The organism is Microbacterium sp. NPDC089186 (assembly GCF_040685115.1).
Taxonomy (GTDB): Bacteria; Actinomycetota; Actinomycetes; order Actinomycetales; family Microbacteriaceae; genus Microbacterium; species Microbacterium galbum.
The window spans coordinates 121,759-147,576 of the sequence record NZ_JBFBHJ010000003.1 but is presented as its reverse complement, the minus strand read 5'-3'; the positions used below and the strand labels follow the sequence as shown (position 1 = coordinate 147,576).

Annotated in this window: 21 protein-coding genes and 1 tRNA gene; 21 read left to right on the top strand and 1 reads right to left on the bottom strand. The window is 70.7% G+C overall.

The window, feature by feature from the left end:
* Positions 1–44 precede the first annotated feature (44 nt).
* The 19 genes from AB0N82_RS10900 (at position 45) to AB0N82_RS10810 (ending at position 20,795) form a co-directional block, all read left to right on the top strand.
* Positions 45–2,027, top strand: a complete 1,983-nt coding sequence (locus tag AB0N82_RS10900) for a primosomal protein N' (protein WP_363391488.1) — start codon at positions 45–47, stop codon at positions 2,025–2,027.
* A gap of 47 nt (positions 2,028–2,074) precedes the next feature.
* Entirely contained in the window at positions 2,075–2,992 is a 918-nt protein-coding gene (gene fmt, locus AB0N82_RS10895) for a methionyl-tRNA formyltransferase (RefSeq protein ID WP_363391485.1), read from the top strand.
* Positions 2,989–4,359 carry a transcription antitermination factor NusB gene (locus AB0N82_RS10890; RefSeq protein WP_363391482.1) on the top strand — a complete coding sequence of 457 codons (1,371 nt, stop codon included), beginning with the start codon at positions 2,989–2,991 and terminating at the stop codon, positions 4,357–4,359. Before fmt ends, AB0N82_RS10890 begins: the two co-directional genes overlap by 4 nt.
* A gap of 169 nt (positions 4,360–4,528) precedes the next feature.
* Entirely contained in the window at positions 4,529–5,200 is a 672-nt protein-coding gene (rpe, locus tag AB0N82_RS10885; protein ID WP_315995772.1) for a ribulose-phosphate 3-epimerase, read from the top strand.
* A 71-nt stretch (positions 5,201–5,271) separates the two neighbouring features.
* Positions 5,272–5,535 carry a phosphoribosyl-ATP diphosphatase gene (locus AB0N82_RS10880; protein ID WP_094732978.1) on the top strand — a complete coding sequence of 88 codons (264 nt, stop codon included), beginning with the start codon at positions 5,272–5,274 and terminating at the stop codon, positions 5,533–5,535.
* A 46-nt stretch (positions 5,536–5,581) separates the two neighbouring features.
* Positions 5,582–6,424 carry an ATP phosphoribosyltransferase gene (gene hisG, locus AB0N82_RS10875; RefSeq protein ID WP_076675493.1) on the top strand — a complete coding sequence of 281 codons (843 nt, stop codon included), beginning with the start codon at positions 5,582–5,584 and terminating at the stop codon, positions 6,422–6,424.
* A complete protein-coding gene (hisF, locus tag AB0N82_RS10870; RefSeq protein WP_363391477.1) occupies positions 6,424–7,188 on the top strand; it encodes an imidazole glycerol phosphate synthase subunit HisF in 765 nt (254 codons plus the stop codon). The genes hisG and hisF overlap by 1 nt, the downstream gene beginning before the upstream one ends.
* Positions 7,185–7,523, top strand: coding sequence for a phosphoribosyl-AMP cyclohydrolase (hisI, locus tag AB0N82_RS10865; RefSeq protein ID WP_363391474.1), 339 nt, complete (start codon positions 7,185–7,187; stop codon positions 7,521–7,523). The genes hisF and hisI overlap by 4 nt, the downstream gene beginning before the upstream one ends.
* Positions 7,523–8,110: a Trp biosynthesis-associated membrane protein gene (locus tag AB0N82_RS10860; protein WP_363391471.1), complete on the top strand. Its 588-nt coding sequence runs from the start codon at positions 7,523–7,525 to the stop codon at positions 8,108–8,110. The genes hisI and AB0N82_RS10860 overlap by 1 nt, the downstream gene beginning before the upstream one ends.
* A 104-nt stretch (positions 8,111–8,214) precedes the next feature.
* Complete coding sequence (locus AB0N82_RS10855) at positions 8,215–8,445, top strand: DUF6704 family protein (RefSeq protein WP_116239751.1); 231 nt, start codon at positions 8,215–8,217, stop codon at positions 8,443–8,445.
* Between the two features lie 2 nt (positions 8,446–8,447).
* Positions 8,448–9,224, top strand: a complete 777-nt coding sequence (gene trpC, locus AB0N82_RS10850; RefSeq protein ID WP_315995776.1) for an indole-3-glycerol phosphate synthase TrpC — start codon at positions 8,448–8,450, stop codon at positions 9,222–9,224.
* The gene (gene trpB / locus AB0N82_RS10845) at positions 9,221–10,564 is read left to right on the top strand and encodes a tryptophan synthase subunit beta (RefSeq protein ID WP_315995777.1); all 1,344 of its coding nucleotides are present in this window, start codon (positions 9,221–9,223) and stop codon (positions 10,562–10,564) included. Before trpC ends, trpB begins: the two co-directional genes overlap by 4 nt.
* A complete protein-coding gene (gene trpA / locus AB0N82_RS10840) occupies positions 10,561–11,352 on the top strand; it encodes a tryptophan synthase subunit alpha (protein WP_315995778.1) in 792 nt (263 codons plus the stop codon). The genes trpB and trpA overlap by 4 nt, the downstream gene beginning before the upstream one ends.
* Positions 11,353–11,362: 10 nt before the next feature.
* Complete coding sequence (gene lgt, locus AB0N82_RS10835) at positions 11,363–12,367, top strand: prolipoprotein diacylglyceryl transferase (protein ID WP_363391466.1); 1,005 nt, start codon at positions 11,363–11,365, stop codon at positions 12,365–12,367.
* Positions 12,368–12,419: 52 nt separating this feature from the next.
* Complete coding sequence (gene gltB / locus AB0N82_RS10830; protein WP_363391463.1) at positions 12,420–16,997, top strand: glutamate synthase large subunit; 4,578 nt, start codon at positions 12,420–12,422, stop codon at positions 16,995–16,997.
* On the top strand, positions 16,990–18,456 hold the full coding sequence (locus AB0N82_RS10825) for a glutamate synthase subunit beta (RefSeq protein WP_363391460.1): 1,467 nt from the start codon (positions 16,990–16,992) through the stop codon (positions 18,454–18,456). The genes gltB and AB0N82_RS10825 overlap by 8 nt, the downstream gene beginning before the upstream one ends.
* Before the next feature lie 55 nt (positions 18,457–18,511).
* Complete coding sequence (gene pyk, locus AB0N82_RS10820) at positions 18,512–19,957, top strand: pyruvate kinase (protein WP_315995782.1); 1,446 nt, start codon at positions 18,512–18,514, stop codon at positions 19,955–19,957.
* Positions 19,958–20,034: 77 nt separating this feature from the next.
* Positions 20,035–20,115, top strand: a tRNA-Leu gene (locus AB0N82_RS10815).
* A gap of 59 nt (positions 20,116–20,174) precedes the next feature.
* Positions 20,175–20,795 (top strand): response regulator, encoded by a 621-nt coding sequence (locus tag AB0N82_RS10810; protein WP_076675473.1) that lies wholly within the window; start codon positions 20,175–20,177, stop codon positions 20,793–20,795.
* A gap of 100 nt (positions 20,796–20,895) precedes the next feature.
* Here the strand turns inward: AB0N82_RS10810 and AB0N82_RS10805 are convergent, their stop codons facing one another.
* Complete coding sequence (locus tag AB0N82_RS10805) at positions 20,896–21,330, bottom strand: hotdog fold thioesterase (RefSeq protein WP_315995783.1); 435 nt, start codon at positions 21,328–21,330, stop codon at positions 20,896–20,898.
* 83 nt (positions 21,331–21,413) lie between these two features.
* Here AB0N82_RS10805 and polA point away from each other — a divergent pair, with 83 nt between their 5' ends.
* Together polA and AB0N82_RS10795 are read left to right on the top strand one after the other, a co-directional pair.
* A complete protein-coding gene (polA, locus tag AB0N82_RS10800; RefSeq protein ID WP_363391455.1) occupies positions 21,414–24,050 on the top strand; it encodes a DNA polymerase I in 2,637 nt (878 codons plus the stop codon).
* 80 nt (positions 24,051–24,130) lie between these two features.
* Positions 24,131–25,807: a DUF885 domain-containing protein gene (locus AB0N82_RS10795; protein WP_363391452.1), complete on the top strand. Its 1,677-nt coding sequence runs from the start codon at positions 24,131–24,133 to the stop codon at positions 25,805–25,807.
* Positions 25,808–25,818 lie beyond the last annotated feature (11 nt).

Genomic DNA, 25,818 nt, shown 5'->3' with positions numbered 1-25,818 from the left:
GGCCGCCCGGCTGCTGAGCGGGCCCGCGGCGAGGATGCGCGCTCATGAGCGAGCGCCGCGTCGCGCGCGTGCAGCTCGAGTCGCCCGTCCCTCAACTCGACCGCCTGTTCGACTACGCCATCCCGCACCCCCTCGTCGCCGACGTGGCACCGGGGGTGCGGGTCAAGGTGCCCCTGCGGTCCGCCGGTCGCATGATGGAGGCGTTCGTCGTCGAGGTCGTCGCCGACGACGGCACCGAACGTCCGCTCTCCTCCGTCGAGGCGGTCGTGTCCACGACGCCCGTGCTGCCGGCACGCCTGTACACGCTCGCTCGGCGCGTCGCCGATCGCGCGGCGGGTTCGGTCAGCGACATCCTGCGTCTGGCCGTGCCCAAGCGCATGGTCCGCGCCGAGAAGGCGTGGGCGGCGGCCCCCGCACCCGCGACGCCCGACGTCGTCCCCGCCGCGCGCGACCACGCCGACAGCGTCCTCGGCGCGTATCCCGGCCTCGGCGCCGCCCTCGACGCGGGCGAGCGCCTCGCGGTCGACGCCCCGCCGCACCCGCACCCCGAGCTGCCACGCGGCGCCTGGGCCGACCTCCTCGCCGCCGCCGCGACCCGCACGCTGGCACGCGGCCGGAGCGCTGTGCTGATCGTGCCCGACTACCGCGACCAAGCACAGCTGCTGGCGGCCCTGGCCGAGCTCGTGCCCGCGGAGGCGATCGTCCGCGACGACGCCGACCAGTCGGGTCCCGCGCGCTACGGGCAGTATCTGCGCACCCTCGCCCCCGTCCCGTGCATCGTCGTCGGACGTCGCTCGGCGGTGTACGCCCCCGCGCACGACACGGGCCTGGTCGCGCTGTGGGACGACGGCGATTCGCTGCTCGCCGAACCGCTCTCGCCGGGCGTGCACGCGCGCGACGCCGCCCTCGTGCGACAGGAGATCGAGCACTCGGCGCTCGTGTTCGCCGGACACACGCGCACCTCCGACGTTCAGCGACTGGTCGACGTCGGCTACGTGCGCGAGGTGCCCCAGGCACGACGCCCCAGCCCCCGTGTGGTGCTGAGTGCGACGCGCGAGGGCGAGCAGCGACAGTCCCGCGTCCCGTCCTCGGCCTTCGCCGCCGCGCGCGAAGCCCTGCAGCACGGACCGGTGCTCGTGCAGGTCGCGCGTCCGGGCTACGCGCCGTCGCTCGTGTGCGCCGACTGCCGCCGGCCCGCGCGGTGCCCGCACTGCGCGGGTCCCCTCCGCGCCGCCCGCCCCGGGGCGACGCCGGTGTGCGCGTGGTGCGGCCGCAGCGCGCACGCGTGGTCGTGCGGTCACTGCGGGTCGGTCAAACTGCGCATGGCCTCTTCGGGCAGCGAGCGCACGGCCGATGAGCTCGGCCGGGCCTTCCCGAACACACGGGTGATCGTCGCCGACGGCGCGCACCAGGTCGCCGAGGTGGATGCCGCCCCGGCCCTGGTGATCGCGACGCGCGGCGCCGAACCGCTCGCGCGCGGCGGGTACCGCGCCGTGATCCTGCTCGACGGCGACCGCATGCTGCAGAACGAGGCGCTGCGCATCGGGGAGCACTGCCTGCGCTGGTGGTCGAACGCCGCGGCCCTCGCCGCGCCCGGCGCGCCCGTTCACCTCGTCGGCGTCGCCGGGCCCGTCGCGCGGGCGCTCGCGACCTGGACGCAGCCGGCCTACGCCCGCGCCGAGCTCGCGGACCGCGCGCCGCTGCGGATGCCCCCGGCCGTCCGCGTGGCGAGCGTCGACGGACACGCCCGGAGCGTCGACACTCTCCTCGCCTCCCTCCGCGAGACGGTGCCCGATCTCGACGCCCTCGCCGTCCTGGGGCCGGTCGACACCTCGACAGACCCCGACACCGCGACGGCCCGCGCGCTCGTGCGCTTCGACTACGCCCACGGCCGCGCGGTCGCGGAGGCGCTGCGCGCGGGAGTCATCGCCGACGCGCTACGGGCGCGCAAGTCGCGCAAAGATCGCGGTCCCCGCCCGCGCAGTACGCTCAGAGTCCGCCTCGACATCCCCGAGCCCGACCTCTGAGCGCGCCCCCCACCCATCCGCCCGCTTCCGAGAGTCTGAGGAGAACCATGCGCCTCGTCTTCGCCGGCACCCCCGCCGTCGCCGTCCCGTCGCTCCGCGCCCTGGCATCCGGTCCCCATGAGATCGCCGCGGTCGTCACGCGCAGCGACGCCCCGCTCGGACGAAAGCGCGTCCTGACGCCGTCGCCGGTCGCCCAGGCCGCCGACGAGCTCGGCCTGCCCGTCATCAAGGCCGATCGCCTCGACGCCGACGCCACGGCCCGCATCGCCGCGCTCGAGCCGCACCTCGGCGTGATCGTCGCCTATGGCGGTCTCGTGCGCGAGCCGCTGCTCTCGACCCCCGATCGCGGCTGGATCAACCTGCACTTCTCGCTGCTGCCGCGCTGGCGTGGAGCCGCCCCCGTGCAGCGCGCGCTCATCGCGGGCGACGCCGTCACGGGAGCCAGCGTGTTCCAGCTCGTCGCCGCCCTCGACGCCGGCGACGTCTTCGCCGAGGAGCGGTACGAGGTCCCGTCGGGGGCGACCTCGGCGGACCTCCTGGACGCCCTCGCCGACATCGGCGCTCCTCTGCTCGCGCGCGTCGTCGACGGGATCGCCGACGGCACCGCCGTCGCGGCCCCGCAGGAGGGCGAGCCCACCCTCGCCCCGAAGCTCACCCTCGACGACGGCGCCCTCGACCTCACCCGCGACGCAGCCTCGCTCCTGCACCAGATCGCGGGCGTCACCCCCGAGCCCGGGGCCCACACCACGTTCGACGGCGCCCGACTCAAGGTGCTGCGCGCGTCGGCGTCGGACGCACCGCCCCTTCCGCCCGGCCGGGTCACGGCATCCGGCAAAGAGGTCGTCGTGGGCACGGGCACTTCGCCGCTGCGTCTCGAGACGGTTCAGCCGGCCGGCAAGGGCGCGATGAACGCGGGCGACTGGTTCCGAGGCCTGCGCACCGACCAGCCGGTGCTGGGCGCATGAGCGTTCAGGGAGCACGCGCGGCGGCCTACGAGGTGCTGCGGGCCGTCTCGGGAGACGAGGCCTACGCCAACCTGCTGCTGCCGCACGCGATCGCCCGGCAGGGTCTGGATGCCAAGGACGCCGGCCTCGCGACCGAGCTGACGTACGGCACCCTCCGCCGTCGCGGCACGTACGACGCGATCATCGCGATCGCCGCCGATCGCACGGTCGACCGCATCGATCCCGCCGTCCTCGATGCGCTCCGCCTCGGCGTCCATCAACTGCTGTCGACGCGCGTCGCCTCGCACGCGGCGGTCAACGAGTCGGTCGAGCTCGCCCGCCGGAACGGGGGCGGGCGCGGTGCCGCCGGGTTCGCCAACGCCGTGCTGCGTCGCGTGTCGCGCGACAACCCGGGGCACTGGATGGAGCGCGTCGCCGAGGGGGCGCGCAGCGACGACGAGCGCATCGGCCTGACGACCTCGCACCCGGTGTGGATCGTGCGGGCCCTGCGTCGCGCTCTGACCGCCGAGGGACGCGCGGATGAGCTCCCCGGACTGCTCGAGGCCGACAACGTCGCTCCGCGCGTGGCGATGATCGCCCTCCCGGGCCTCGCCGAGGTCCCCGACGACGCCACCCCCGCGCGCTTCGCGCCGACGGCGTTCACCACGCGCGGGGGCGACCCCGAGCACCTCATCCGCGAGACGGGCGGACGTGTCCGCGTGCAGGACGAGGGCTCGCAGCTCGCCGCCCTGGCGCTCAGCCGGGCGCTGCCCGTGCGCGAGGGGGAGCGCTGGCTCGACCTGTGCGCCGGCCCCGGAGGCAAGACCGCCCTGCTGGCCGCGGAGGCCCTCGCCCACGGGGCCCGACTGGATGCCAACGAGATCGCGCCGGCGCGAGCGGGACTCGTGCGGCAGGCCGTGGCATCCGTCCCCCTCGAGGTCGAGGTGAGCGAGGAGGACGGGCGCGAGCGCGCGGCCCGCGCGGCGGGGGAGTACGATCGCATCCTCGTCGACGCCCCCTGCACCGGGATCGGAGCCCTGCGCCGACGGCCCGAGGCGCGCTGGCGCAAGACGCCGGCCGACGTGCCCGATCTCACCGAGCTGCAGCGCGAGCTCGTGCTCTCGGCGTTCGAGGCCCTGAAGCCGGGTGGGGTGCTGGCGTACGTCACGTGCTCCCCGCACCTGGCCGAGACCTCCGGAGTGCTGGCCGAGGTGACGCGGACGCTCGGCGACGCGGCGGAGGAGCTCGACGCCCGCGCCGTCGTGCGCGCCGTGGCGGTCGACGAGATCGACCTGCCGGAGCAGGCCGACGGCTCGCTCCGCGCTCAACTGTGGCCGCACCGCCACGGCACGGATGCCATGTCGATCGCCCTCCTCCGCAAGCGCTGACGCGCCCGCGCGCCGCGCCGCGCCGCGCCGCGCCCCGCCTCCACGCACGCATAAACGGCATCCGTGCCCGGAAACGCTCCCGCAACGCGTTTCTGAGCACGAATGCCGTTTATGGAGCCGGGCATCGACGAAACCGGCACGCGCAGGGTCACACGCCCATAATGGTCGGGTGCCTACCGACGCCCCGCGCATCAACCCGAGCATCCTGGCCGCCGACTTCGTGAACATGGAGGCCGAGCTCGCGCGCATCGCGGGAGCCGACTTCGTGCACGTCGACGTGATGGACAACCACTTCGTGCCGAACCTCACCTTCGGTCCGCAGATGGTCGGTCGCATCCAGGAGACGAGCCCCGTGCCGCTGGACGTGCACCTCATGATCGACGACCCCGACCGCTGGGCTCCCGCGTACGCCGAGCTCGGTGCGGCTTCCGTCACCTTCCATCTCGAGGCGGCGGCATCCCCGGTCGCCCTCGCCCGCCAGCTGCGCGCGATCGGTGCGCGCGCGGGCGTCGCCGTCAAGCCCGGCACGCCGGTCGAGAACCTGTTCGATTCGCTCAACGAGTTCGACCAGATCCTCGTCATGACCGTCGAGCCGGGGTTCGGCGGCCAATCGTTCATGCCCGAGACGATGCCGAAGCTGCGTGCCCTGGCCGACGAGGCGAAACGACGCGGGTCGAGCGTCTGGCTGCAGGTCGACGGGGGCATCGGCGAAGCGACGATCGCCCAGGCCGCCGAGGCCGGGGCCGACACCTTCGTCGCGGGTTCCGCGGTGTTCGGCGCCGACGACCCCGACCGCGCGATCCAGTCGCTGCGCGCCTCCGCCGCCCGCCACCGCCACTGACCGCGCGTTCGTCACCGCCCCCCAGCCGCCCCGCGACAACCCCACCCCCGTCGACCCGATACCCTGGAGGGGTGAAGACCTTCGACGACCTGTTCGCGGAACTCAGCGCCAAGGCCGTCGAGCGACCCGAAGGCTCCGGCACCGTCGCGCAACTCGACGCCGGCGTGCACGCGATCGGCAAGAAGATCGTGGAAGAGGCCGCCGAGGTGTGGATGGCCGCCGAGTACGAGTCCGACGAGGCCGCGGCCGAGGAGATCTCGCAGCTGCTCTACCACCTGCAGACCCTCATGCTCGCGAAGGGGCTGTCGCTCGAAGACGTCTACCGACATCTCTGAGCCGCACTCGCCCTCCCCACGCTCACACAACACGAAAGCCCCCGTCATGCTGCGAATCGCCGTGCCGAACAAGGGGTCGCTCGCCGAGACCGCCGCCGAGATGCTCTCGGAGGCCGGATACACCGGACGACGCGACTCGAAAGACCTGTACACGGTCGACCCCGTCAACGAGGTCGAGTTCTTCTACCTGCGTCCCCGTGACATTGCGACCTACGTCGGCTCCGGCGCGCTGGACGTCGGCATCACCGGTCGCGACCTGCTGCTCGACGCCCGCATGCCCGGCGCGCGAGAGGTCGAGTCCCTCGGCTTCGCCGGCTCCACCTTCCGCTTCGCGGGTCGCCCCGGCCGCTTCACCGACGTGCAGGACCTCCAGGGTCTCCGCGTCGCGACCGCCTACCCGGGCCTGGTCGACGCCTTCCTCGACGAGCGCGGCATCGCCGTCGACATCGTGCCGCTCGACGGCGCGGTCGAGTCGGCCGTGCAGCTCGGAGTGGCGGATGCCGTGGCCGATGTCGTCTCGACCGGCACGACGCTGCGCCAGGCCGGGCTCGAGATCTTCGGACCGGTCCTGCTCGAGAGCGACGCCGTGCTGATCGCCGGTCCGCAGGAGGCCGACGGCACCGAGACGCTGCTGCGACGCCTGCGCGGTGTCCTCGCCGCCCGCAAGTACGTGCTCATCGATTACGACCTGCCCGCCGCCCTCGTCGAGCAGGCGGTCGCGGTGGCCCCGGGTCTGGAATCGCCCACGATCTCGCCGCTGCGCGACCCCGAGTGGGTCGCCGTGCGGGTGATGAGCCCGCGCCGCGACGTCAACCAGGTCATGGACGCGCTCTACGCGATCGGCGCGCGAGCGATCCTCGTCACCGAGATCCTCGCCGCGAGGCTCTGATGACCCTCGCGCGTCGCGTCATCCCCTGCCTCGACGTCGCCGCGGGCCGCGTCGTGAAGGGCGTCAACTTCCTCGACCTGCGCGACATGGGCGACCCTGTCGAGCTCGCGAAGCTCTACTTCGACCAAGGCGCCGACGAGGTCACGTTCCTCGACGTCACCGCCACCGTCGACGAGCGCTCCACCACCTACGACGTCGTGCGCCGCACGGCCGAGCAGGTCTTCATCCCGCTCACCGTGGGCGGGGGAGTGCGCTCGAGCGACGACGTCGCACGACTCCTCGCCGTCGGCGCCGACAAGATCGGCGTCAACTCCGCCGCGATCGCCCGTCCGCAGCTCATCGACGAGATCGCCGACCGCTTCGGCGCCCAGGTCGTCGTGCTCTCGCTCGACGTCAAGCGGGCGGCATCCACCCCGTCCGGCTTCGTGGTGACCACCCACGGCGGCCGCACCGAGACGACCCTCGACGCGCTCGAGTGGGCGCGCGAGGCCGTCGAGCGCGGAGCTGGCGAACTGCTGGTCAACTCGATCGACGCCGACGGCACCAAGCAGGGCTTCGACCTCGAGCTCGTGCGCCTCATGCGCCTGGTCGCCGCGGTCCCGGTCATCGCCTCCGGCGGTGCGGGTGAGCTGGAACACTTCGCCCCCGCCGTGCAGGCCGGTGCCGACGCGGTGCTGGCGGCATCCGTGTTCCACTCCGGTCAGCTGACGGTCGGAGAGGTCAAAGACGCCATGGCCGCCGAAGGGATCGAGGTGCGCCGATGAGCGTCGACCGTGTCACCTACAACGCCGACGGTCTGGTTCCCGCCGTCATCCAGCAGTTCGACACGCGCGAGGTGCTGATGATGGGGTGGATGGATGCCGAGGCCCTGAACCGCACCCTCACCAGCGGCCGCGTCACCTTCTGGTCCCGCTCGCGTCAGGAGTACTGGCGCAAGGGCGACACCTCCGGGCACATCCAGATCGTGAAGGGCGCGCGCCTGGACTGCGACGGCGACACACTGCTCATCGAGGTCGACCAGATCGGCGCCGCGTGCCACACCGGCGACCACACGTGCTTCGACGCCGACGACCTGCACCCCGTTGTGGGGGAGCGCTGATGCGACGCGCCCGCTCCCTGGCGGTGCTCGCGATGCTCGCCGCGGGGGCGATCGGCGTCATCGCGTCGACGCAGACGTGGATCGACGTCACCCTCGACGACGGTGCGCAGCAGACCATCGCCGTCTCCGGCGCGGACGCCCTCCCCGTGCTGACCCCCCTCAGCCTCGCCGCCCTGGCCCTGGGCGCGGCCCTGTCGATCGTCGGCCCCGTGCTGCGGTACCTGTTCGGAGTGCTCGGCATCCTGATCGCGGGTCTCGTGGGCGTCGGAACCGCGCAGCTGCTGTTCGCCACCCCCGTCTCGGCGACGGCCGCGGCGGTCACCGAGGCGACGGGGATCTCGGGGACGGATGCCGTCGCCTCGCTCGTCAGCGGCCTGTCACTCACCTCCTGGCCCGCCGTGACGCTGGTGGCCCAGGTCGTCCTCGCCGCGGCGGCCGTCTTCACGCTCGTCACCGCGCGCCGATGGGCCTCGGGCGCGAGCCGCAAGTACCGCACGGCCGAGGAGGCCGGCACCGCCACCGGTCGACCCCACGACGCGATCGACTCGTGGGACGACCTCTCCCGCGGCGACGACCCCACGGCCTGAGACCGACCTCGCGACATCGAAACGACGGCGGGAGAGGCCCACCGCGCTTCGATAGACTGGTCGAACGCTTTCCCCCGCGCCCGCGCGCGACTGTTAGGAGTCCCATGAGCAACCCCATCGGCGATCCCGGCCACGGACACTCGCCCGCCGCCTGGACGGCCGTGATCATCATGCTGGTCGCCTTCACGCTCGGCACGCTGTTCTTCTGGCTCGACATGCCGGTGCTGGTGTGGGCGTCGGTGGGTCTGCTCGTCGTCGGCGCGATCGTCGGCTGGGCCATGACCAAGGCCGGTTACGGCGCGAACGGCGCGAAGTCCAACCCGAAGGCGCACTGACCGTGCTGGCCGATCTGACGGCCGGAGCGGTGGAGGATGCCGAGCAGCGCGCCCAGACGCGCTCGCTCGCCGATGTCGAACGCGACGCCCTCGCGCAGACCCCGGCCCGTGACGCGCTGGCCATGCTGGCCCCCGCCGACCGGGTGAAGGTCATCGCCGAGGTCAAGCGCGCGAGCCCCTCGCGCGGCGACCTCGCGTCGATCCCGGATCCCGCGCGACAGGCGCGCCTGTACGAGGAGGGCGGCGCTTCGGCGATCTCCGTGCTCACGGAGGGCCGCAAGTTCAAGGGGAGCCTCGCCGACCTCGAGGCCGTCCGTGCCGCGGTGAGCGTCCCCGTGCTGCGCAAGGACTTCATCGCCACGCCCTACCAGGTGCTCGAGGCTCGCGCGTCGGGCGCCGATCTGGTGCTGCTCATCGTCGCCGCACTCGACGACAAGACGCTTGGCGAGCTGTACGGTCTCGTCACCGACCTGGGCATGACCGCCCTCGTCGAGACGCACTCGGCCGACGAGCTGGAACGGGCCTCGCAGCTCGGGGCGAAGCTCATCGGCGTCAACGCCCGCAACCTCTCGACGTTCGAGCTCGACCGCGACCTGTTCGGCTCGCTCGCCGACCGCTTCCCGACCGATGCGATCAAGATCGCCGAATCCGCCGTGCTCGCCCCCGCCGACGTCGCCCACTACCGCGCCGCCGGCGCCGACGTGGTGCTCGTCGGCGAGGCCCTCGTGACCGGCGACCCCGTCGCCACCCTCCGCGCGTTCCTCCAGGAGACGTCATGACCACCGTTCCCGTCCAGAAGCTGCGCGACCAGAAGGGGCCGTTCTTCGGCGACTTCGGCGGGCGCTACATGCCCGAGTCGCTCATCGCCGCGATCGACGAGCTCACCGAGGTCTACGAGTCGGCCATGGCCGACCCGGAGTTCCACGCCGAGTTGAGCGCCCTGCTGCACGACTACGCGGGTCGCCCCTCGGTGCTCACCGAGGTGCCGCGCTTCGCCGAGCACGCGGGGGGCGCACGCGTCTTCCTCAAGCGCGAAGACCTCAATCACACCGGCTCGCACAAGATCAACAACGTGCTCGGCCAGGCGCTGCTCACCAAGCGCCTCGGCAAGACGCGCGTGATCGCCGAGACCGGAGCCGGTCAGCACGGCGTCGCCACCGCGACCGCGGCCGCGCTGTTCGGTCTCGACTGCGTGATCTACATGGGCGAGGTCGACACCGAGCGTCAGGCGCTCAACGTCGCGCGCATGCGCCTGCTGGGCGCCGAGGTCGTGCCGGTCACGACGGGGTCGCGCACCCTCAAGGACGCGATCAACGAGGCCTACCGCGACTGGGTCGCGTCGGTCGAGACCACCAACTACATCTTCGGCACCGCGGCGGGCCCGCACCCGTTCCCGGCGATGGTGCGCGACTTCCAGAAGATCATCGGCGAAGAGACGCGCGCCGAGTTCCTCGAACGACTCGGTCGCCTTCCGGATGCCGTTCTCGCCTGCGTCGGCGGCGGATCCAACGCCATCGGCATGTTCGACGCCTTCCTCGACGACGAGGGCGTGGCCCTCTACGGCGTCGAAGCGGCGGGCGACGGCGTCGACACCCCCAAGCACGCGGCGTCCATCGGTCGGGGTCGCCCGGGCGTCCTCCACGGCGCGCGCACCTACGTCCTGCAGGACGAAGACGGTCAGACCACCGAATCGCACTCGATCTCGGCCGGCTTGGACTACCCCGGCGTCGGCCCCGAGCACGCGTGGCTCGCCGACATCGGCCGTGCCCAGTACATCCCGGCCACCGACGACGAGGCCATGCAGGCCCTGCGCCTGCTCTCGCGCACCGAGGGCATCATCCCCGCGATCGAGTCCGCGCACGCCCTCGCGGGCGCCCTGCGCATCGGGCGCGAGCTCGGCCCGGATGCCGTCATCGCGATCAACCTCTCCGGCCGCGGCGACAAGGACATGGACACCGCCGCCCGGTACTTCGACCTCTACGACGCGGAGCACGCGCCGGAGATGGCCGAGGGCCGTGCGCAGACGCGCGCCGCCGAGACCGTGGCATCCGCTCCCGGATCCCCGGTCGACGTCGCGCCGGCGCCCGACGCGGCCAGCGGTGCGGGGGTCGAGCTATGACCTCGCGCGTCGCCACGGCGATCGAGGCCGCCCACGCGGACGGTCGCGGCGCGTTCGTCGGCTACCTGCCCGCCGGCTACCCCGACGTCGCCACGAGCATCGAGGCGGCCGTCGCCCTCGCCGAGGCCGGCGCCGATGTCATCGAGCTCGGACCGCCCTACAGCGATCCCGTCATGGACGGCCTGGTCATCCAGGAGGCGACGCAGACGGCGCTGGCAGGCGGCTTCCGCATGCGCGACCTCTTCACGATCATCCGCGAGGTCACGGCGCGCACCGACGTGCCCATCCTCGTCATGACGTACTGGAACCTCGTCGAGCAGTACGGCGTCGACCGATACGCCGACGAACTGGTCGCCGCCGGGGGAGCGGGCCTCATCACGCCCGACATCACCCCCGACGCGGGCGAGGCCTGGATCGCGGCGAGCGAGCGCACGGGGCTCGACCGCGTCTTCCTCGCCGCTCCCACCTCGTCGGACGAGCGCTTGAAGATGATCGTCGACGCCTCCACGGGCTTCGTGTACACCGTGTCGACGATGGGCATCACGGGGGAGCGCGCTTCTCTCGACGCCGCCGCGCGGGGTCTCGTGGAGCGGCTGCGGGCGTTCGGGGTGCAGCACGCGTGCGTGGGTATCGGCATCTCCAACGCCGAGCAGGTCGCCGGTGTCGTCGAGTACGCCGACGGCGCGATCGTCGGCACCGCGCTGGTCAAGGCGCTGCGCGACGGCGGTGTCGACGGCCTCTCCTCCCTCGCGAGGGAGCTGTCCGCGGGCGCCGTTCAGCGCGCCTAGACTCGTCTGCATGACGTTCGCCCTCTCGAGCGCCGCCTCCGGCGTGCTCGCCAGCATCCCGAGCCCGACGATCTCCTACGTCGATCTCGGTCCGCTCCGCATCCACTTCTATGCCCTGTGCATCGTCGCGGGCATCATCGTCGCGGTGTTCCTCACGAACGCCCGTCTGACGCGTCGCGGCGCCGAGAAGTGGGTCGTCATCGACATCTGCCTCCTGGCGGTGCCGCTCGCCATCATCGTGGCGCGCATCTACCACGTGGCCACGCATACGGGCTTCTACTTCGGCCCCGGCTCCAACCCGTGGAACATCACGCAGCCCGGGTCCGTGTGGGCCATCTGGGAGGGGGGCATCGCCATCTACGGCGCCCTCATCGGCGGCGCCATCGGCGCAATCCTCGGATGCCGCTGGACCGGCATCCGGTTCTGGACCTTCGCCGACGCCCTCGCGCCCGGCCTCATCATCGCCCAGGCCATGGGACGCTTCGGCAACTGGTTCAACCAGGAGCTCTTCGGCCAGCCCACCGACCTGCCGTGGGGGCTCGAGATCGCCGCGGGCAACTCCGCGATCCCCGTCGGCCTGCCCGCGGGCACGCTGTTCCACCCCACCTTCGCCTACGAGGTCATCTGGAACCTGCTCGGCGCCGCGGTCATCCTGTACGTCGGCAAGCGTTTCACGCTCCAGTGGGGCAAGCAGTTCGCGATCTACCTGGTCTGGTACAGCGCCGGCCGCATCGTGTGGGAGTCCATCCGCATCGACCCCAGCGACATCATCCTGGGCCTGCGCACGAACGTCTGGGCCGCGATCTTCGGCGTCATCCTCGGCATCGTCATCTTCGCCGTGCAGTCGCGCCGTCACCACGGTCTCGAGCCGTCACCGTACGTCCCGGGGCGCGAGTCGAAGGCTCCGGGGGCTGTAGACTCAGGCGACCCCTCTGACTTCGTCGACGTGAGCGAGCCGCCCGCGACGAACGACACCGTCGGCACCAGCGCCACAAGCAGCCCCGCCACGAACTAACACTCTGGGCCGACGTCGTCCCATTCGAAGCATCAACGTGAGGACGGTTGATATGGCTTCCAGCCTGCGCTCCAACACCGTCGGAGGAGCATTCCCCGCCCGACAGGGAATGTACGACCCGTCGTTCGAGAAAGACGCCTGTGGCCTCGCCATGGTCGCCACTCTCCGCGGCGAAGCCGGTCACGACATCATCGACCTGGCGCTGACGGCGCTGCGCAACCTCGAGCATCGCGGCGCCATCGGCTCCGACGCGGGCACCGGTGACGGTGCCGGCATCCTGACGCAGATGCCCGACGCATTCCTGCGCGCCGTGGTCGACTTCGACCTGCCGCCGGTGGGGGAGTACGCCGCCGGCATGGTGTTCCTGCCCCTCGGGCACGACGAGCGCGTCGCGATGAAGGCCGGGATCGAAGAGATCGCCCGCCACGAGAACCTCGAGGTGCTCGGCTGGCGCGAGGTGCCCGTCGAGCCCGAGAACCTCGGCAAGCTCGCGTACGAGGCACGCCCCGCGTTCGAGCAGCTCTTCGTGTCGCGCCCCGCCGTCGGCGACCAGCCCGCCCTGGCGGGTATCGCGCTCGACCGCCGCGTCTACCGGCTCCGCAAGCGCGCGCGCCACGAGCTCGAGGCGTACTTCGTCTCGCTCTCCAGCCGCACGTTGGGCTACAAGGGCATGGTCACGACGCTGCAGCTCGAGCCGTTCTACCCCGACCTGCAGGACGAGCGATTCGCGTCCGAGCTGGCCGTGGTGCACTCGCGCTACTCGACCAACACCTTCCCGTCGTGGCCGCTCGCGCAGCCGCTGCGCATGCTCGCGCACAACGGCGAGATCAATACCGTCAAGGGCAACCGCAACTGGATGCGCGCCCGCCAGTCGCAGCTCGAGTCCGAGCTGATCGGCGACGTGCGCCCGCTGCTGCCCATCTGCACCGAGGGCGCCAGTGACTCGGCATCCTTCGACGAGGTGCTGGAGCTGCTGACCCTCACCGGTCGCAGCCTGCCGCACGCGATCATGATGATGGTGCCCGAGGCCTACGAGAAGCAGGCCACGATCGACCCCGATCTGCGCGCCTTCTACGACTACCACTCCATGCAGATGGAGCCGTGGGACGGACCGGCCGCGCTCATCTTCACCGACGGCACGCTCGTCGGCGCCACGCTCGACCGCAACGGTCTGCGCCCGGGCCGGTGGACCGAGACCACCGACGGCCTCGTCGTGATCGGCTCCGAGACCGGTGTGCTCGACTTCGCGCCCGAGCGCATCAAGCGCCGCGGTCGTCTGCAGCCCGGACGCATGTTCCTCGTCGACACGGCCCAGCGCCGCATCGTCGAGGACGAGGAGATCAAGGCCGACCTCGCGGCGCTCCAGCCGTGGGGCGAGTGGGTGGACAAGGGGCGCGTCAAGCTCAGCGAGCTTCCCGAGCGCGAGCACATCGTGCACCCCATCGCCTCGATCACCCGTCGCCAGCGCACCTTCGGCTACACCGAGGAGGAGGTGCGCATCCTGCTGACCCCCATGGGCCAGGGCGGCACCGAGCCGCTCGGTGCGATGGGCAGCGACGCGCCCGTCGCGGTGCTGAGCGATCGTCCGCGCCTTCTGTTCGACTACTTCTCGCAGCAGTTCGCGCAGGTCACCAACCCGCCTCTCGACTCGATCCGCGAGGAGGTCGTCACTTCGCTGTCGCTGGGTCTCGGCCCCGAGCGCAACCTCCTCGACTGGGGCCCGGACCACACCCGCACGGTGACGCTCGACTTCCCCGTCATCGACAACGACGAGCTCGCCAAGATCCAGCACATCGACACCGCCCTGGCCGGGCGCTCCTCGGTGACGATCCGCGGCCTGTACCGCGTCGAAGCGGGGCACAAGGGGCTCCAGAAGCGCCTCACGCAGATGTGCACCGAGGTCGACCAGGCCATCGAGGACGGCGCCGAGTTCATCGTGCTCAGCGACCGCGACAGCAACAAGGACCTCGCGCCGATCCCGTCGCTGCTCATGCTGGCCGCCGTGCACCACCACCTCATCCGCAAGGAGACGCGCATGAAGGTGGGCCTCGTGGTCGAGGCCGGTGACGTGCGCGAGGTGCACCACGTCGCCACCCTCATCGGCTACGGCGCTTCGGCGGTCAACCCGTATCTGGCGATGGAGACGGTCGAATACCTCGTCCGCGCCGGCTTCATCACCGGTGTGACGCCCGAGAAGGCCGTGAAGAACCTGATCTACGCGCTCGGCAAGGGCGTGCTGAAGATCATGTCGAAGATGGGCATCTCGACCGTGTCGTCGTACGCGGGCGCTCAGGTGTTCGAAGCCGTCGGCCTCTCCCGGGAGTTCATCGACGCGTACTTCACCGGAACCGAGACCAAGCTCGGCGGCGTCGGCCTCGACGTCATCGCGGCCGAGAACGCCGCGCGTCACGAGTACGCCTACCCCCAGGATGCCGCGGCGCGCGCGCACGAGCGCCTGTGGACCGGTGGCGAGTACCAGTGGCGTCGCGACGGCGCCCCGCACCTGTTCAACCCCGACACGGTGTTCCGCCTGCAGCACGCGACCCGCGAGCGCCGGTACGACATCTTCCGCGAGTACACGCAGCTCATCGACGACCAGGCGCACGAGCTGAAGACCCTGCGCGGACTCTTCGGCCTGCGCACCGGTCAGCGGCCCGCCGTGCCGATCGACGAGGTCGAGCCCGTCTCCGCGATCGTCAAGCGCTTCTCCACCGGCGCCATGAGCTACGGCTCCATCTCGAAAGAGGCGCACGAGGTCCTCGCGGTCGCGATGAACCGCATCGGCGGCAAGTCGAACACCGGTGAGGGCGGGGAGGACGTCGACCGTCTTCTCGACCCCGAGCGCCGCAGCGCCATCAAGCAGGTGGCATCCGGTCGCTTCGGTGTGACGAGCCTGTACCTGACCGAGGCCGACGACATCCAGATCAAGCTCGCCCAGGGCGCCAAGCCCGGCGAGGGCGGTCAGTTGCCGCCGACGAAGGTGTACCCGTGGGTGGCGCGCACGCGTCACGCGACCGCGGGAGTGGGTCTCATCTCGCCGCCGCCGCACCACGACATCTACTCGATCGAAGACCTCAAGCAGCTCATCTTCGACCTCAAGCGCGCCAACCCCTCGGCCCGCATCCACACGAAGCTCGTCAGCCAGTCGGGCATCGGCGCGGTCGCGGCGGGCGTCGCGAAGGCGCTGAGCGATGTCATCCTGGTCTCGGGTCAGGATGGCGGCACGGGCGCGAGCCCGATGAACTCGCTCAAGCACGCGGGCACCCCGTGGGAGCTGGGCCTGGCCGAGACGCAGCAGACGCTCATGCTCAACGGCATGCGCGACCGCGTCGTCGTGCAGGTCGACGGACAGATGAAGACCGGCCGCGACGTCATCATCGGCGCCCTGCTCGGCGCCGAGGAGTTCGGCTTCGCGACCGCGCCCCTGGTCGTCTCGGGCTGCATCATGATGCGCGTGTGCCACCTCGACACCTGCCCCGTGGGCGTCGCGACGCAGAACCCGGTCCTGCGCCAGCGCTTCACCGGCAAGGCCGAGTACATCGTGAACTTCATGGAGTTCATCGCGCAGGAGGTGCGCGAGTACCTCGCCGCCCTCGGCTACCGCTCGATCGACGAGATCGTCGGCCGGTCCGAGCTGCTCGATGCGAACGAGGCTATCCAGCACTGGAAGGCGCGCGGTCTCAACCTCGCGCCGATCCTCGAGGGACCGCGCTTCGCCGACGACGAGCCGCGCCGTCACGCCCGCAACCAGGACCACGAGCTCGACGACCACTTCGACGTGCAGCTCATCGAGCGCGCGCAGGACGTCATCGCGCACGGAGGCCAGCTCACGATCGACCTGCCCATCCGCAACACCGCCCGTGCGGTGGGGACCATGCTGGGCCACCACGTCACCAAGGCGCGGGGCGAGCACGGTCTGCCGGAGAACTCGATCGACGTGCACCTGACCGGTTCGGCCGGGCAGTCGTTCGGCGCGTTCATGCCCGCCGGCATCACGCTGCGTCTCGAGGGCGACTCGAACGACTACGTGGGCAAGGGGCTCTCGGGCGGAACGATCGTGGTGCGCCCGCCGCGCGGGTCGTCCTTCGCCGCGAGCGAGAACGTCATCGCCGGAAACGTCATCGGCTACGGCGCCACGCAGGGACAGATGTTCCTCAACGGTGTGGTGGGCGAGCGCTTCCTCGTGCGCAACTCCGGAGCCACGGCGGTCGTCGAGGGTGTGGGCGACCACGCGCTCGAGTACATGACCGGCGGACTGGCCGTCATCCTCGGCGCCACCGGCCGCAACCTCGGCGCCGGCATGTCGGGCGGACAGGCCTACGTCTACGAGCTCGACCGCGACAAGGTGAACCGCGAGGCCATGGCATCCGGTGAGCTCGTCCTCGGCGCCCTCGGATCGGGGGATGCCGAGATCCTCCGCGATCTGCTCGAGAAGCACGTCGCGGAGACCGATTCCACGCTGGCCCGTCGTCTGCTCGACGACTTCGAGGCCGAGGTGGACAACTTCGTCCGGGTGCTGCCGCGCGACTACGCCGCTGTGCTGCAGACCCGCCAGGAGGCGGTGGCCGAGGGGCTGGACCCCGACGGCGACGTCGTCTGGACGCGCATTCTGGAGGTGACGGGTGGCTGACCCGAAGGGCTTTCTCAAGACCACGGAGCGCGAGCTCCCGAAGCGTCGACCGGTGCCCGTGCGCATCATGGACTGGAAAGAGGTGTACGAGCCGGGTGATTCGGCCGTCATCAAGCGCCAGGCCGGCCGCTGCATGGACTGCGGTATCCCGTTCTGCCACAAGGGGTGCCCGCTCGGAAATCTGATCCCCGAGTGGAACGACCTCACATGGCGCGGCGAGGGCCGCGCGGCGATCGAGCGCCTGCACGCGACGAACAACTTCCCGGAGTTCACGGGGCGCCTGTGCCCCGCGCCCTGCGAGAGCTCGTGCGTGCTCGGCATCAACCAGCCGGCCGTGACGATCAAGCAGGTCGAGGTCTCGATCATCGACGAGGCGTTCGGCAACGGCTGGGTCGAGCCCGAGCCGCCGGAGCGTCTGACGGGTAAGACCGTGGCGGTCGTCGGCTCCGGGCCCGCGGGTCTCGCGGCCGCGCAGCAGCTGACCCGCGCCGGGCACACCGTCGCCGTCTTCGAGCGCGACGACCGCATCGGCGGTCTGCTGCGCTACGGCATCCCCGATTTCAAGATGGAGAAGCGCCACCTCGAGCTGCGCCTGCGCCAGATGCAGGCCGAGGGCACCCGCTTCCGCGCGGGAGTCGAGATCGGCACGGACATCTCGTGGAGCGACCTGCGCGCGCGCTACGACGCCGTCGTGGTGGCCACCGGTTCGACCGTGCCGCGCGACCTCGCCATCCCGGGTCGCGACCTCGACGGCGTGCACTACGCCATGGAATACCTCATCGAGGGCAACAAGGCCGTCGCGGGCGACCAGATCCCGCAGCAGATCAGCGCCGCCGGCAAGCACGTGGTGGTCATCGGCGGCGGCGACACCGGCGCCGACTGCATCGGTACGGCCCACCGCCAGGGCGCGCTGAGCGTGACGAACCTCGCGATCGGCAAGCAGCCACCCTCCGAGCGTCCGTCCGAGCAGCCCTGGCCGATGATGCCGAACCTGTTCGAGATGGCATCCGCTCACGAGGAGGGCGGGGAGCGCACGTTCCTCGCCTCGACCGTGGAGTTCCTCGGCAATGCCGCAGGAGAGGTGCGCGCGCTGCGCGTGGCCGAGACCGAGTACGTCGACGGCCGTCGCGTGCCCAAGAGCGGCACCGAGCGCGAGATCCCCGCCGACCTCGTGCTGATCGCGATGGGCTTCACCGGCCCGGAGCGAAAGCACCTGGAGAGCCAGCTCGGCACGCAGTTCACGAACCGCGGCAACGTCGAGCGCGACGCGACCTATGCCACCACGACGCCGGGCGTGTTCGTGGCCGGCGACGCGGGGCGCGGACAGTCGCTCATCGTGTGGGCCATCGCGGAGGGCCGCGCGGCCGCCGCCGAGGTCGACACCTTCCTCATGGGCGAAACGGTGCTCCCCGCGCCGGTGCGCCCGACCGATGTCGCCATCGGCCTCCTGCCCGCCTAAGCTGGCAAGGGCCGATCGGCCACTTCCCGAAAATCCTCACGGAGCTTGAAAACGGATGAGACGCGCCAAGATCGTCGCAACACTCGGGCCCGCCACGTCGTCGTATGAGATGGTTCGCGCCATCATCGACGCCGGGGTGGACGTCGCCCGCCTCAACCTGAGCCACGGAGACTACTCCGTGCACGACGCCAACTTCGCCAACGTGCGCAAGGCCGCAGAGGACGCCGGTCGCCCGGTCGCCGCTCTCGTCGACCTCCAGGGCCCGAAGATCCGTCTCGGCAAGTTCGAGAACGGTCCGCACGACCTGCTGCCCGGCGACATCTTCAAGATCACGATCGAAGACATCCTCGGCACCAAGGAGATCGTCGGCACGACCTTCAAGGGCCTGCCCCAGGACGTCCGCCCGGGAGACTTCCTCCTCATCGACGACGGCAAGGTGCGCGTGGAGGTCGTCGAGACCGACGGCACCGTCGTGACCACCAAGGTCATCGTCGGCGGTCCCGTGTCGAACAACAAGGGCATCAACCTGCCCGGCGTGGCCGTGAACGTCCCCGCGCTGAGCGAGAAGGACGAGTCCGACCTGCGCTGGGGCCTCAACGCCGGTGCCGACCTCATCGCCCTCTCGTTCGTGCGGGATGCCAAGGACATCGAGCGCGTGCACGAGATCATGGCCGAAGAGGGACGCTACGTGCCCGTCATCGCCAAGATCGAGAAGCCGCAGGCAGTCGACAACCTCGAAGAGATCATCGACGCGTTCGACGGGATCATGGTCGCCCGCGGCGACCTGGGCGTCGAGCTTCCGCTCGAGGCCGTGCCGATCGTGCAGAAGCGCGCCGTCGAGCTCGCCCGCCGCATGGCCAAGCCCGTCATCGTCGCGACGCAGATGCTCGAGTCGATGATCACCAACCCCGTCCCCACGCGCGCCGAGACGTCCGACGTCGCCAACGCCGTGCTCGACGGTGCCGACGCGGTCATGCTGTCCGGCGAGACCAGCGTGGGCGCCTACCCCGTGGTGGTCGTCGAGACGATGGCCCGGATCGTGGAGTCGACCGAGGAGCACGGTCTCGAGCGCATCGCGCCGCTGACCAACAAGCCCCGCACGCAGGGTGGCGCCATCACCCTCGCCGCCGTCGAGGTCGCGGACTTCGTCGAGGCGAAGTACCTGTGCGTCTTCACCGAGTCGGGCGATTCCGCCCGCCGGATGTCGCGCCTGCGCTCGACCATCCCGATGATCGCGTTCACGCCGGAGCCCGGCATCCGCCGTCGTCTCGCGCTGACCTGGGGCGTTCGCTCGACCCTGGTGGAGCACGTGTCGCACACCGACAAGATGTTCCTGCAGGTCGACGACTACCTGCTCACGCACGACCTGGCCAAGGTCGGCGACAAGGTCGTCGTCATCTCCGGTTCCCCTCCCGGAATCGCCGGTTCGACGAACGACCTGCGCGTGCACCGCGTGGGCGACGCCGTGCACGGCGCGGCCCCCGGGTACCAGGAAGTCTGAGCCCTCACGACGCGCGCCGGAGACCCCGGCGCGCGTCGTGTTGCGTTCCCGCCCGGTACATTGGGAACGCAACACCTGCCGGTGTGGCGGAATGGCAGACGCGGGGCACTCAAAATGCTCTGTCGAAAGACGTGTGGGTTCGAGTCCCACCACCGGTACGCCCTATCGCATCCGCGGTCTCCCGTGGGTGCGCGAATCCACGTTCTAGGATGGTCTCGTGACTGATCAAGAAGCCGCCCCGGCCACTGCGCCGACCGCACCGCGTCGCGTCGTCGTCGCGGAAGACGAGTCGCTGATCCGCCTCGACATCGTCGAGATCCTCCGCGACAACGGCTTCGACGTCGTCGGCGAGGCAGGTGACGGCGAGACCGCCGTGCAGCTGGCCACCGAGCTGCGTCCCGATCTCGTGATCATGGACGTCAAGATGCCGCAGCTCGACGGCATCAGCGCCGCCGAGAAGCTGAGCAAGAACCACATCGCCCCCGTCGTGCTGCTGACGGCGTTCAGCCAGAAGGAGCTCGTCGAGCGCGCCAGCGAGGCGGGCGCCCTGGCCTACGTGGTCAAGCCCTTCACGCCGAACGACCTGCTGCCGGCGATCGAGATCGCCCTGGCCCGGTACGAGCAGATCATCACGCTCGAGGCCGAGGTCGCCGACATGGTCGAGCGTTTCGAGACCCGCAAGCTCGTCGACCGCGCGAAGGGTCTGCTGAACGAGAAGATGGGCCTGAGCGAGCCCGAGGCCTTCCGCTGGATCCAGAAGGCGTCCATGGACCGCCGCCTCACCATGCAGGACGTCGCCAAGGCGATCATCGAGCAGCTGGCGCCCAAGAAGGGCTGACCGCAGCGCCTTTCGAGAATGGATGCCACGTGCGTGGCATCCATTTCTCGTTGTGCCCGGACCCTTCGACAGGCTCCGGGTCCTCCCGCGCGAATCCGGGTCAGGGCTGCGGGGCGTCCTTGATCATGTTCGTGATGCGGATGGTCGAGCAGCGCCGGCCCTGTTCGTCGCTCACGGCGATCTCGTGGACCGTCAGCGAGCGACCGAGATGGATCGGGGTGCAGACCCCCGTGACGATGCCCGAGGTGGCCGAACGCGTGTGCGTGGCGTTGATGTCGATGCCGACCGCGAGCTTGCCGGATCCGGCGTACAGATTGGCCGCCATCGACCCGAGCGACTCGCCGAGGACGACGTAGGCGCCGCCGTGCAGGAGACCCACCGGCTGGGTGTTGCCCTCGACGGGCATCGTCGCGACGCTGCGCTCGACCGAGAACTCGACCCACTCGATGCCCATCTTCGCGGCGAGGGCCCCCATGCCGCGCTCGCGCGCCCAGTCGAGGCCACTGCGGGTGTCGGGAGTCGTGGAGCTGCTCATCGTCGCCTTCGTCGTACCGGGCGGGACGGCCGCGAATCGGGCCGAGCCGGGGGAGTGTCCGTGGTTCTCGTTACGCTGGGAGAGTGACGGATGCCGAAAAGCCTACTCTCCTCGTCGTCGACGGCCACTCGCTGGCCTACCGCGCGTTCTACGCGCTGCCGGTCGACAATTTCTCGACGAAGGACGGCCAGCACACCAACGGCATCTACGGCTTCCTGTCGATGTTCGTGAACCTCGTGAAGGCCGAGAAGCCCACGCACCTCGCCGTCGCCTTCGACACGTCGCGGCAATCGTTCCGCACGCGCGAATACACGGAGTACAAAGCCAACCGCAGCGAGTCGCCGGCCGAGTTCAAGGGGCAGATCCCGCTCCTGCAGGAGTGCCTGGCCGCGATGGGTGTTCCGGTCTTGAAGAAAGAAGACTTCGAAGCCGACGACATCCTGGCGACCCTCGCCACGCAGGGGGAGGAGCAGGGCTTCACGGTGCTGGTCTGCTCGGGTGATCGCGACACCATCCAGCTCGTGACCGACGACGTCACGCTGCTCTACCCCAACGTGCAGGGCGTCTCGCAGCTCAAGCGCTACGACACCGACGCGGTGATCGAGAAGTACGGGCTGCCGCCGGCTCAGTATCCCGAGATCGCCGCCCTCGTCGGCGAGACGAGCGACAACCTGCCCGGCGTGCCGAAGGTGGGCGAGAAGACCGCCGTCAAGTGGCTGACACAGTGGGGGTCGCTCGAGGCCCTCCTCGACAACGCCGACAAGATCACCGGCGTCGTCGGCAACAACCTGCGCGAGCACCTCGACGCCGTCAAGCGCAACCGCGCGCTGAACCGCCTGCTGCGCGATGTCGAGCTCCCGGTCGGCCCGAACGACCTCGCCGTCCAGCCGCTCGATGCGCAGGCCGTCCGCGACATCTTCGCCCGCTTGGAGTTCCGCACGCTGCTGCCGCGCGTCTTCGACGCGCTGGGCGCCGAGGGCGGCGTCGTCGAAGAGGTCCGCCCGACCGCGACCGCTCCCGCTCCGCAGCGCCTCGACCCCGCGGCCCTCGCGGCGTGGGCGACCGACGCGCACGGCGAGGTGGGGGTCACCCTCAGCCTCTCCGGTTCCGTGCCCACGGCGATCGGTCTCGCGTCTGCTGACGCGGCCGTCGAGGCCGAATGGAGTCCGGCCGTCCGCGACGCGCTGGCGCCGTGGCTGGCATCCGACGCCCCCAAGGTGTTCTGCGATGCCAAACCCCAGATCAAAGCCCTCGCCCGCGAGAGAATCACGGTGGGCGGCGTGGCATTCGACGTGCTGCTGGCCGGATGGCTCGTTCGCCCGAGCTTCCCCGACAAGTCGCTCGCCGACCTCGTGGAGCGCGAGCTCGACGAGAAGCTGCCGGTCGCCGATCCCACCCAGCTCGTCCCCGAGACGGAGGGCGCGACTCCCGGCCAGCTGTCGTGGTTCACCCGCCGCGTCGCCGAGGCGCAGCGCGGGACGCTGCCCGAGAAGGTCGCCTCCGTGCTCGACGACATCGAGCTGCCCACCCTCACGGCGTTGGCCGACATGGAGCTGGCCGGGGTGGCCGTGTCGCACGAGAAGCTGTCCGGGTTCTCGGCCGAGCTCGGTGCGCGCGCCGACGCCCTCGCGCGCGACGCCTACGCGGCGATCGGGCACGAGGTGAACCTCGGCTCGCCCAAGCAGCTGCAGGAGGTGCTGTTCGACGAGCTCCAGCTGCCCAAGACGCGCAAGACGAAGAGCGGGTACACGACGGATGCCGCTGCCCTCGCCGACCTGCAGGAGAGCGCTCCGCACCCGTTCCTCGACCTGCTGCTGCGCCACCGCGAGGCGACGAAGCTCAAGCAGATCATCGACGCCCTCGACACCGCGACCGGCGCCGACGGACGCATCCACACGACGTATGTGCAGACCGGCAGCCAGACCGGCCGCCTGTCGAGCACCGACCCGAACCTGCAGAACATCCCGATCCGCACCGAGGAGAGCCGTCGCATCCGCGCCGCGTTCGAGGTCGGCGAGGGCTACGAGACGCTGCTGACCGCCGACTACTCCCAGATCGAGATGCGGATCATGGCGCACCTCTCCGGCGACCCCGGTCTGATCGAGGCGTTCAACTCCGGCGAAGACCTGCACCGGTTCGTCGGCGCGCGCGTCTTCGGTGTCGACCCGCAGGACGTCACGCCCGCGATGCGCACGAAGGTGAAGGCCATGTCGTACGGCCTCGTCTACGGACTGTCCGCCTTCGGCCTGTCGAAGCAGCTGCGCATCGAACAGTCCGAGGCCAAGAAGCTCATGCTCGAGTACTTCGCCCGCTTCGGTGCGGTGCGCGACTACCTGCGGGGCTCGGTCGAGCAGGCCCGTCAAGACGGCTACACCGAGACGATCTTCGGTCGACGCCGGCCGTTCCCCGATCTCACCAGCATGAACCGGGTCCTGCGCGAGAACGCGGAGCGCGCGGCGCTGAACGCCCCCATCCAGGGCAGTGCCGCCGACATCATGAAAGTCGCGCTGTTCCGCATCCGCGACGAGTTGGCATCCGCGGGACTGCGTTCTCGCGTGCTGCTGCAGATCCACGACGAACTCGTCGTCGAGGTCGCGGCGGGGGAGTGGGATGCCGTGGAGGGCATCGTGCGCGCGCGCATGGCCGACGCGGCCGACCTGTCGGTGCCCCTCGACGTGCAGATCGGTCGCGGCGGCGACTGGGACGAAGCGGGTCACTGATCCCGGCCACCCCTCCTCCCCGACGCCTCCACCGGCGGGGGCGGGGTGCGCCATCGCTGAGCCTTCCCTAGGCTCGGAGGATGACTGACGCACACCGCAGCCCCACGCCGATCGACACGATCGCGGACGCGTGGGTGGACACCCTGGCCGAGCGCGAGCCGACACTGGCGACCTACATCGGCCGGTTCGAGCACAACGGCCGCTTCGGCGACTACAGCCCCGAGGGGGCCGAGGCCCTCGTGTCCGATGCGCGCGCGACGCGGAGCGCGCTCGAGACCGCCGAGCCCGTCGACGCGATCGACACGGTCACGAAGATGGACCTGGGTCGCGAGCTCGACCTGACGATCGAGCAGCACGAGGCGAAGACGCATCTGCGCGACCTCAACGTCATCGCCTCGCCGGCGCAGGACATCCGCTCGACGTTCGACCTCATGCCCACCGCCACAGTGGACGACTGGTCGATCATCTCGGAGCGCATGAAGGCGCTCCCGGCTGCGATCGACGGGTATGTCGCGACGCTCCGTCGCGGAATCGCCGAGGGCGTCGTTCCGGCCCGCCGTCAGGTGACCGAGGTCGTGACGCAGATCGCCCGCTATACGTCCGACACGGGGTTCTTCGCCGAGTTCGTCGGTGATGCCGCTCCCGAGGAGGGCCAGCTGCCGGCATCCCTCGCCCGCGACCTGTCCGCCAACGCCAATGCCGCACGCGTGGCCTACGACGCGCTCGCGACATTCCTCGCGGGGGAGCTCGCCCCGGCGGCGGGCGACGTCGACGCCGTCGGCCGCGAGATGTACGCGCTGCACTCGCGCCGCTTCCTCGGGGCCGAGATCGACCTCGACGAGACGTACGAGTGGGGCGTCGAAGAGCTCGCGCGCATGGTCGCCGAGCAGGAGGCCATCGCGAACGAGATCCTGCCCGGCGCGAGCGTCGAGGAAGCCGTGGCCTTCCTCGAGAAGGACGAGTCGCGCAAGCTCCGCGGAACGCAGGCCCTGCAGGAGTGGATGCAGCGCACCAGCGACAACGCCGTCGAGGAGCTGGGTCGCACGCACTTCGACATCGCCGAGCCCATCCGTCGCCTGGAGTGCATGATCGCGCCCACGAACGAGGGCGGCATCTACTACACAGGTCCGACCGACGACTTTTCCCGACCGGGTCGCATGTGGTGGTCGGTGCCGGAGGGCGTCGACACGTTCGACACGTGGCGCGAACTCACGACCGTCTACCACGAGGGCGTGCCGGGCCACCACCTGCAGATCGCTCAGGCCGTGTACAACCGCGCGGAACTCAACTCGTGGCGCCGCCTGCTGGCCGGCACCAGCGGGCACGCGGAGGGCTGGGCCCTCTACGCCGAGCGTCTGATGGAGCAGCTCGGCTACCTCGACGACCCCGCCGACCGTCTCGGCATGCTCGACGGGCAGCGCATGCGCGCGGCGCGCGTGGTGCTCGACATCGGCGTGCACCTGCAGAAGCCGCGCCTCGACGGCAACGGCACCTGGGATCACGACTACGCCCTCGCCTTCATGCTGAAGAACGTCAACATGAGCGAGGAGTTCGTGCGCTTCGAGGTGAACCGATACCTCGGGTGGCCGGGGCAGGCACCGTCGTACAAGGTCGGCCAGCGCATCTGGGAGCAGGTGCGCGAGGTGGAGCGGGAGCGCCGCGGGGCGGACTTCTCGATGAAGCAGTTCCACACCCGGGCCCTCGACATCGGCGGCGTCGGTCTCGACACGCTGCGCACAGCTCTGGCATCCGTCTGATTCCCCGAGGG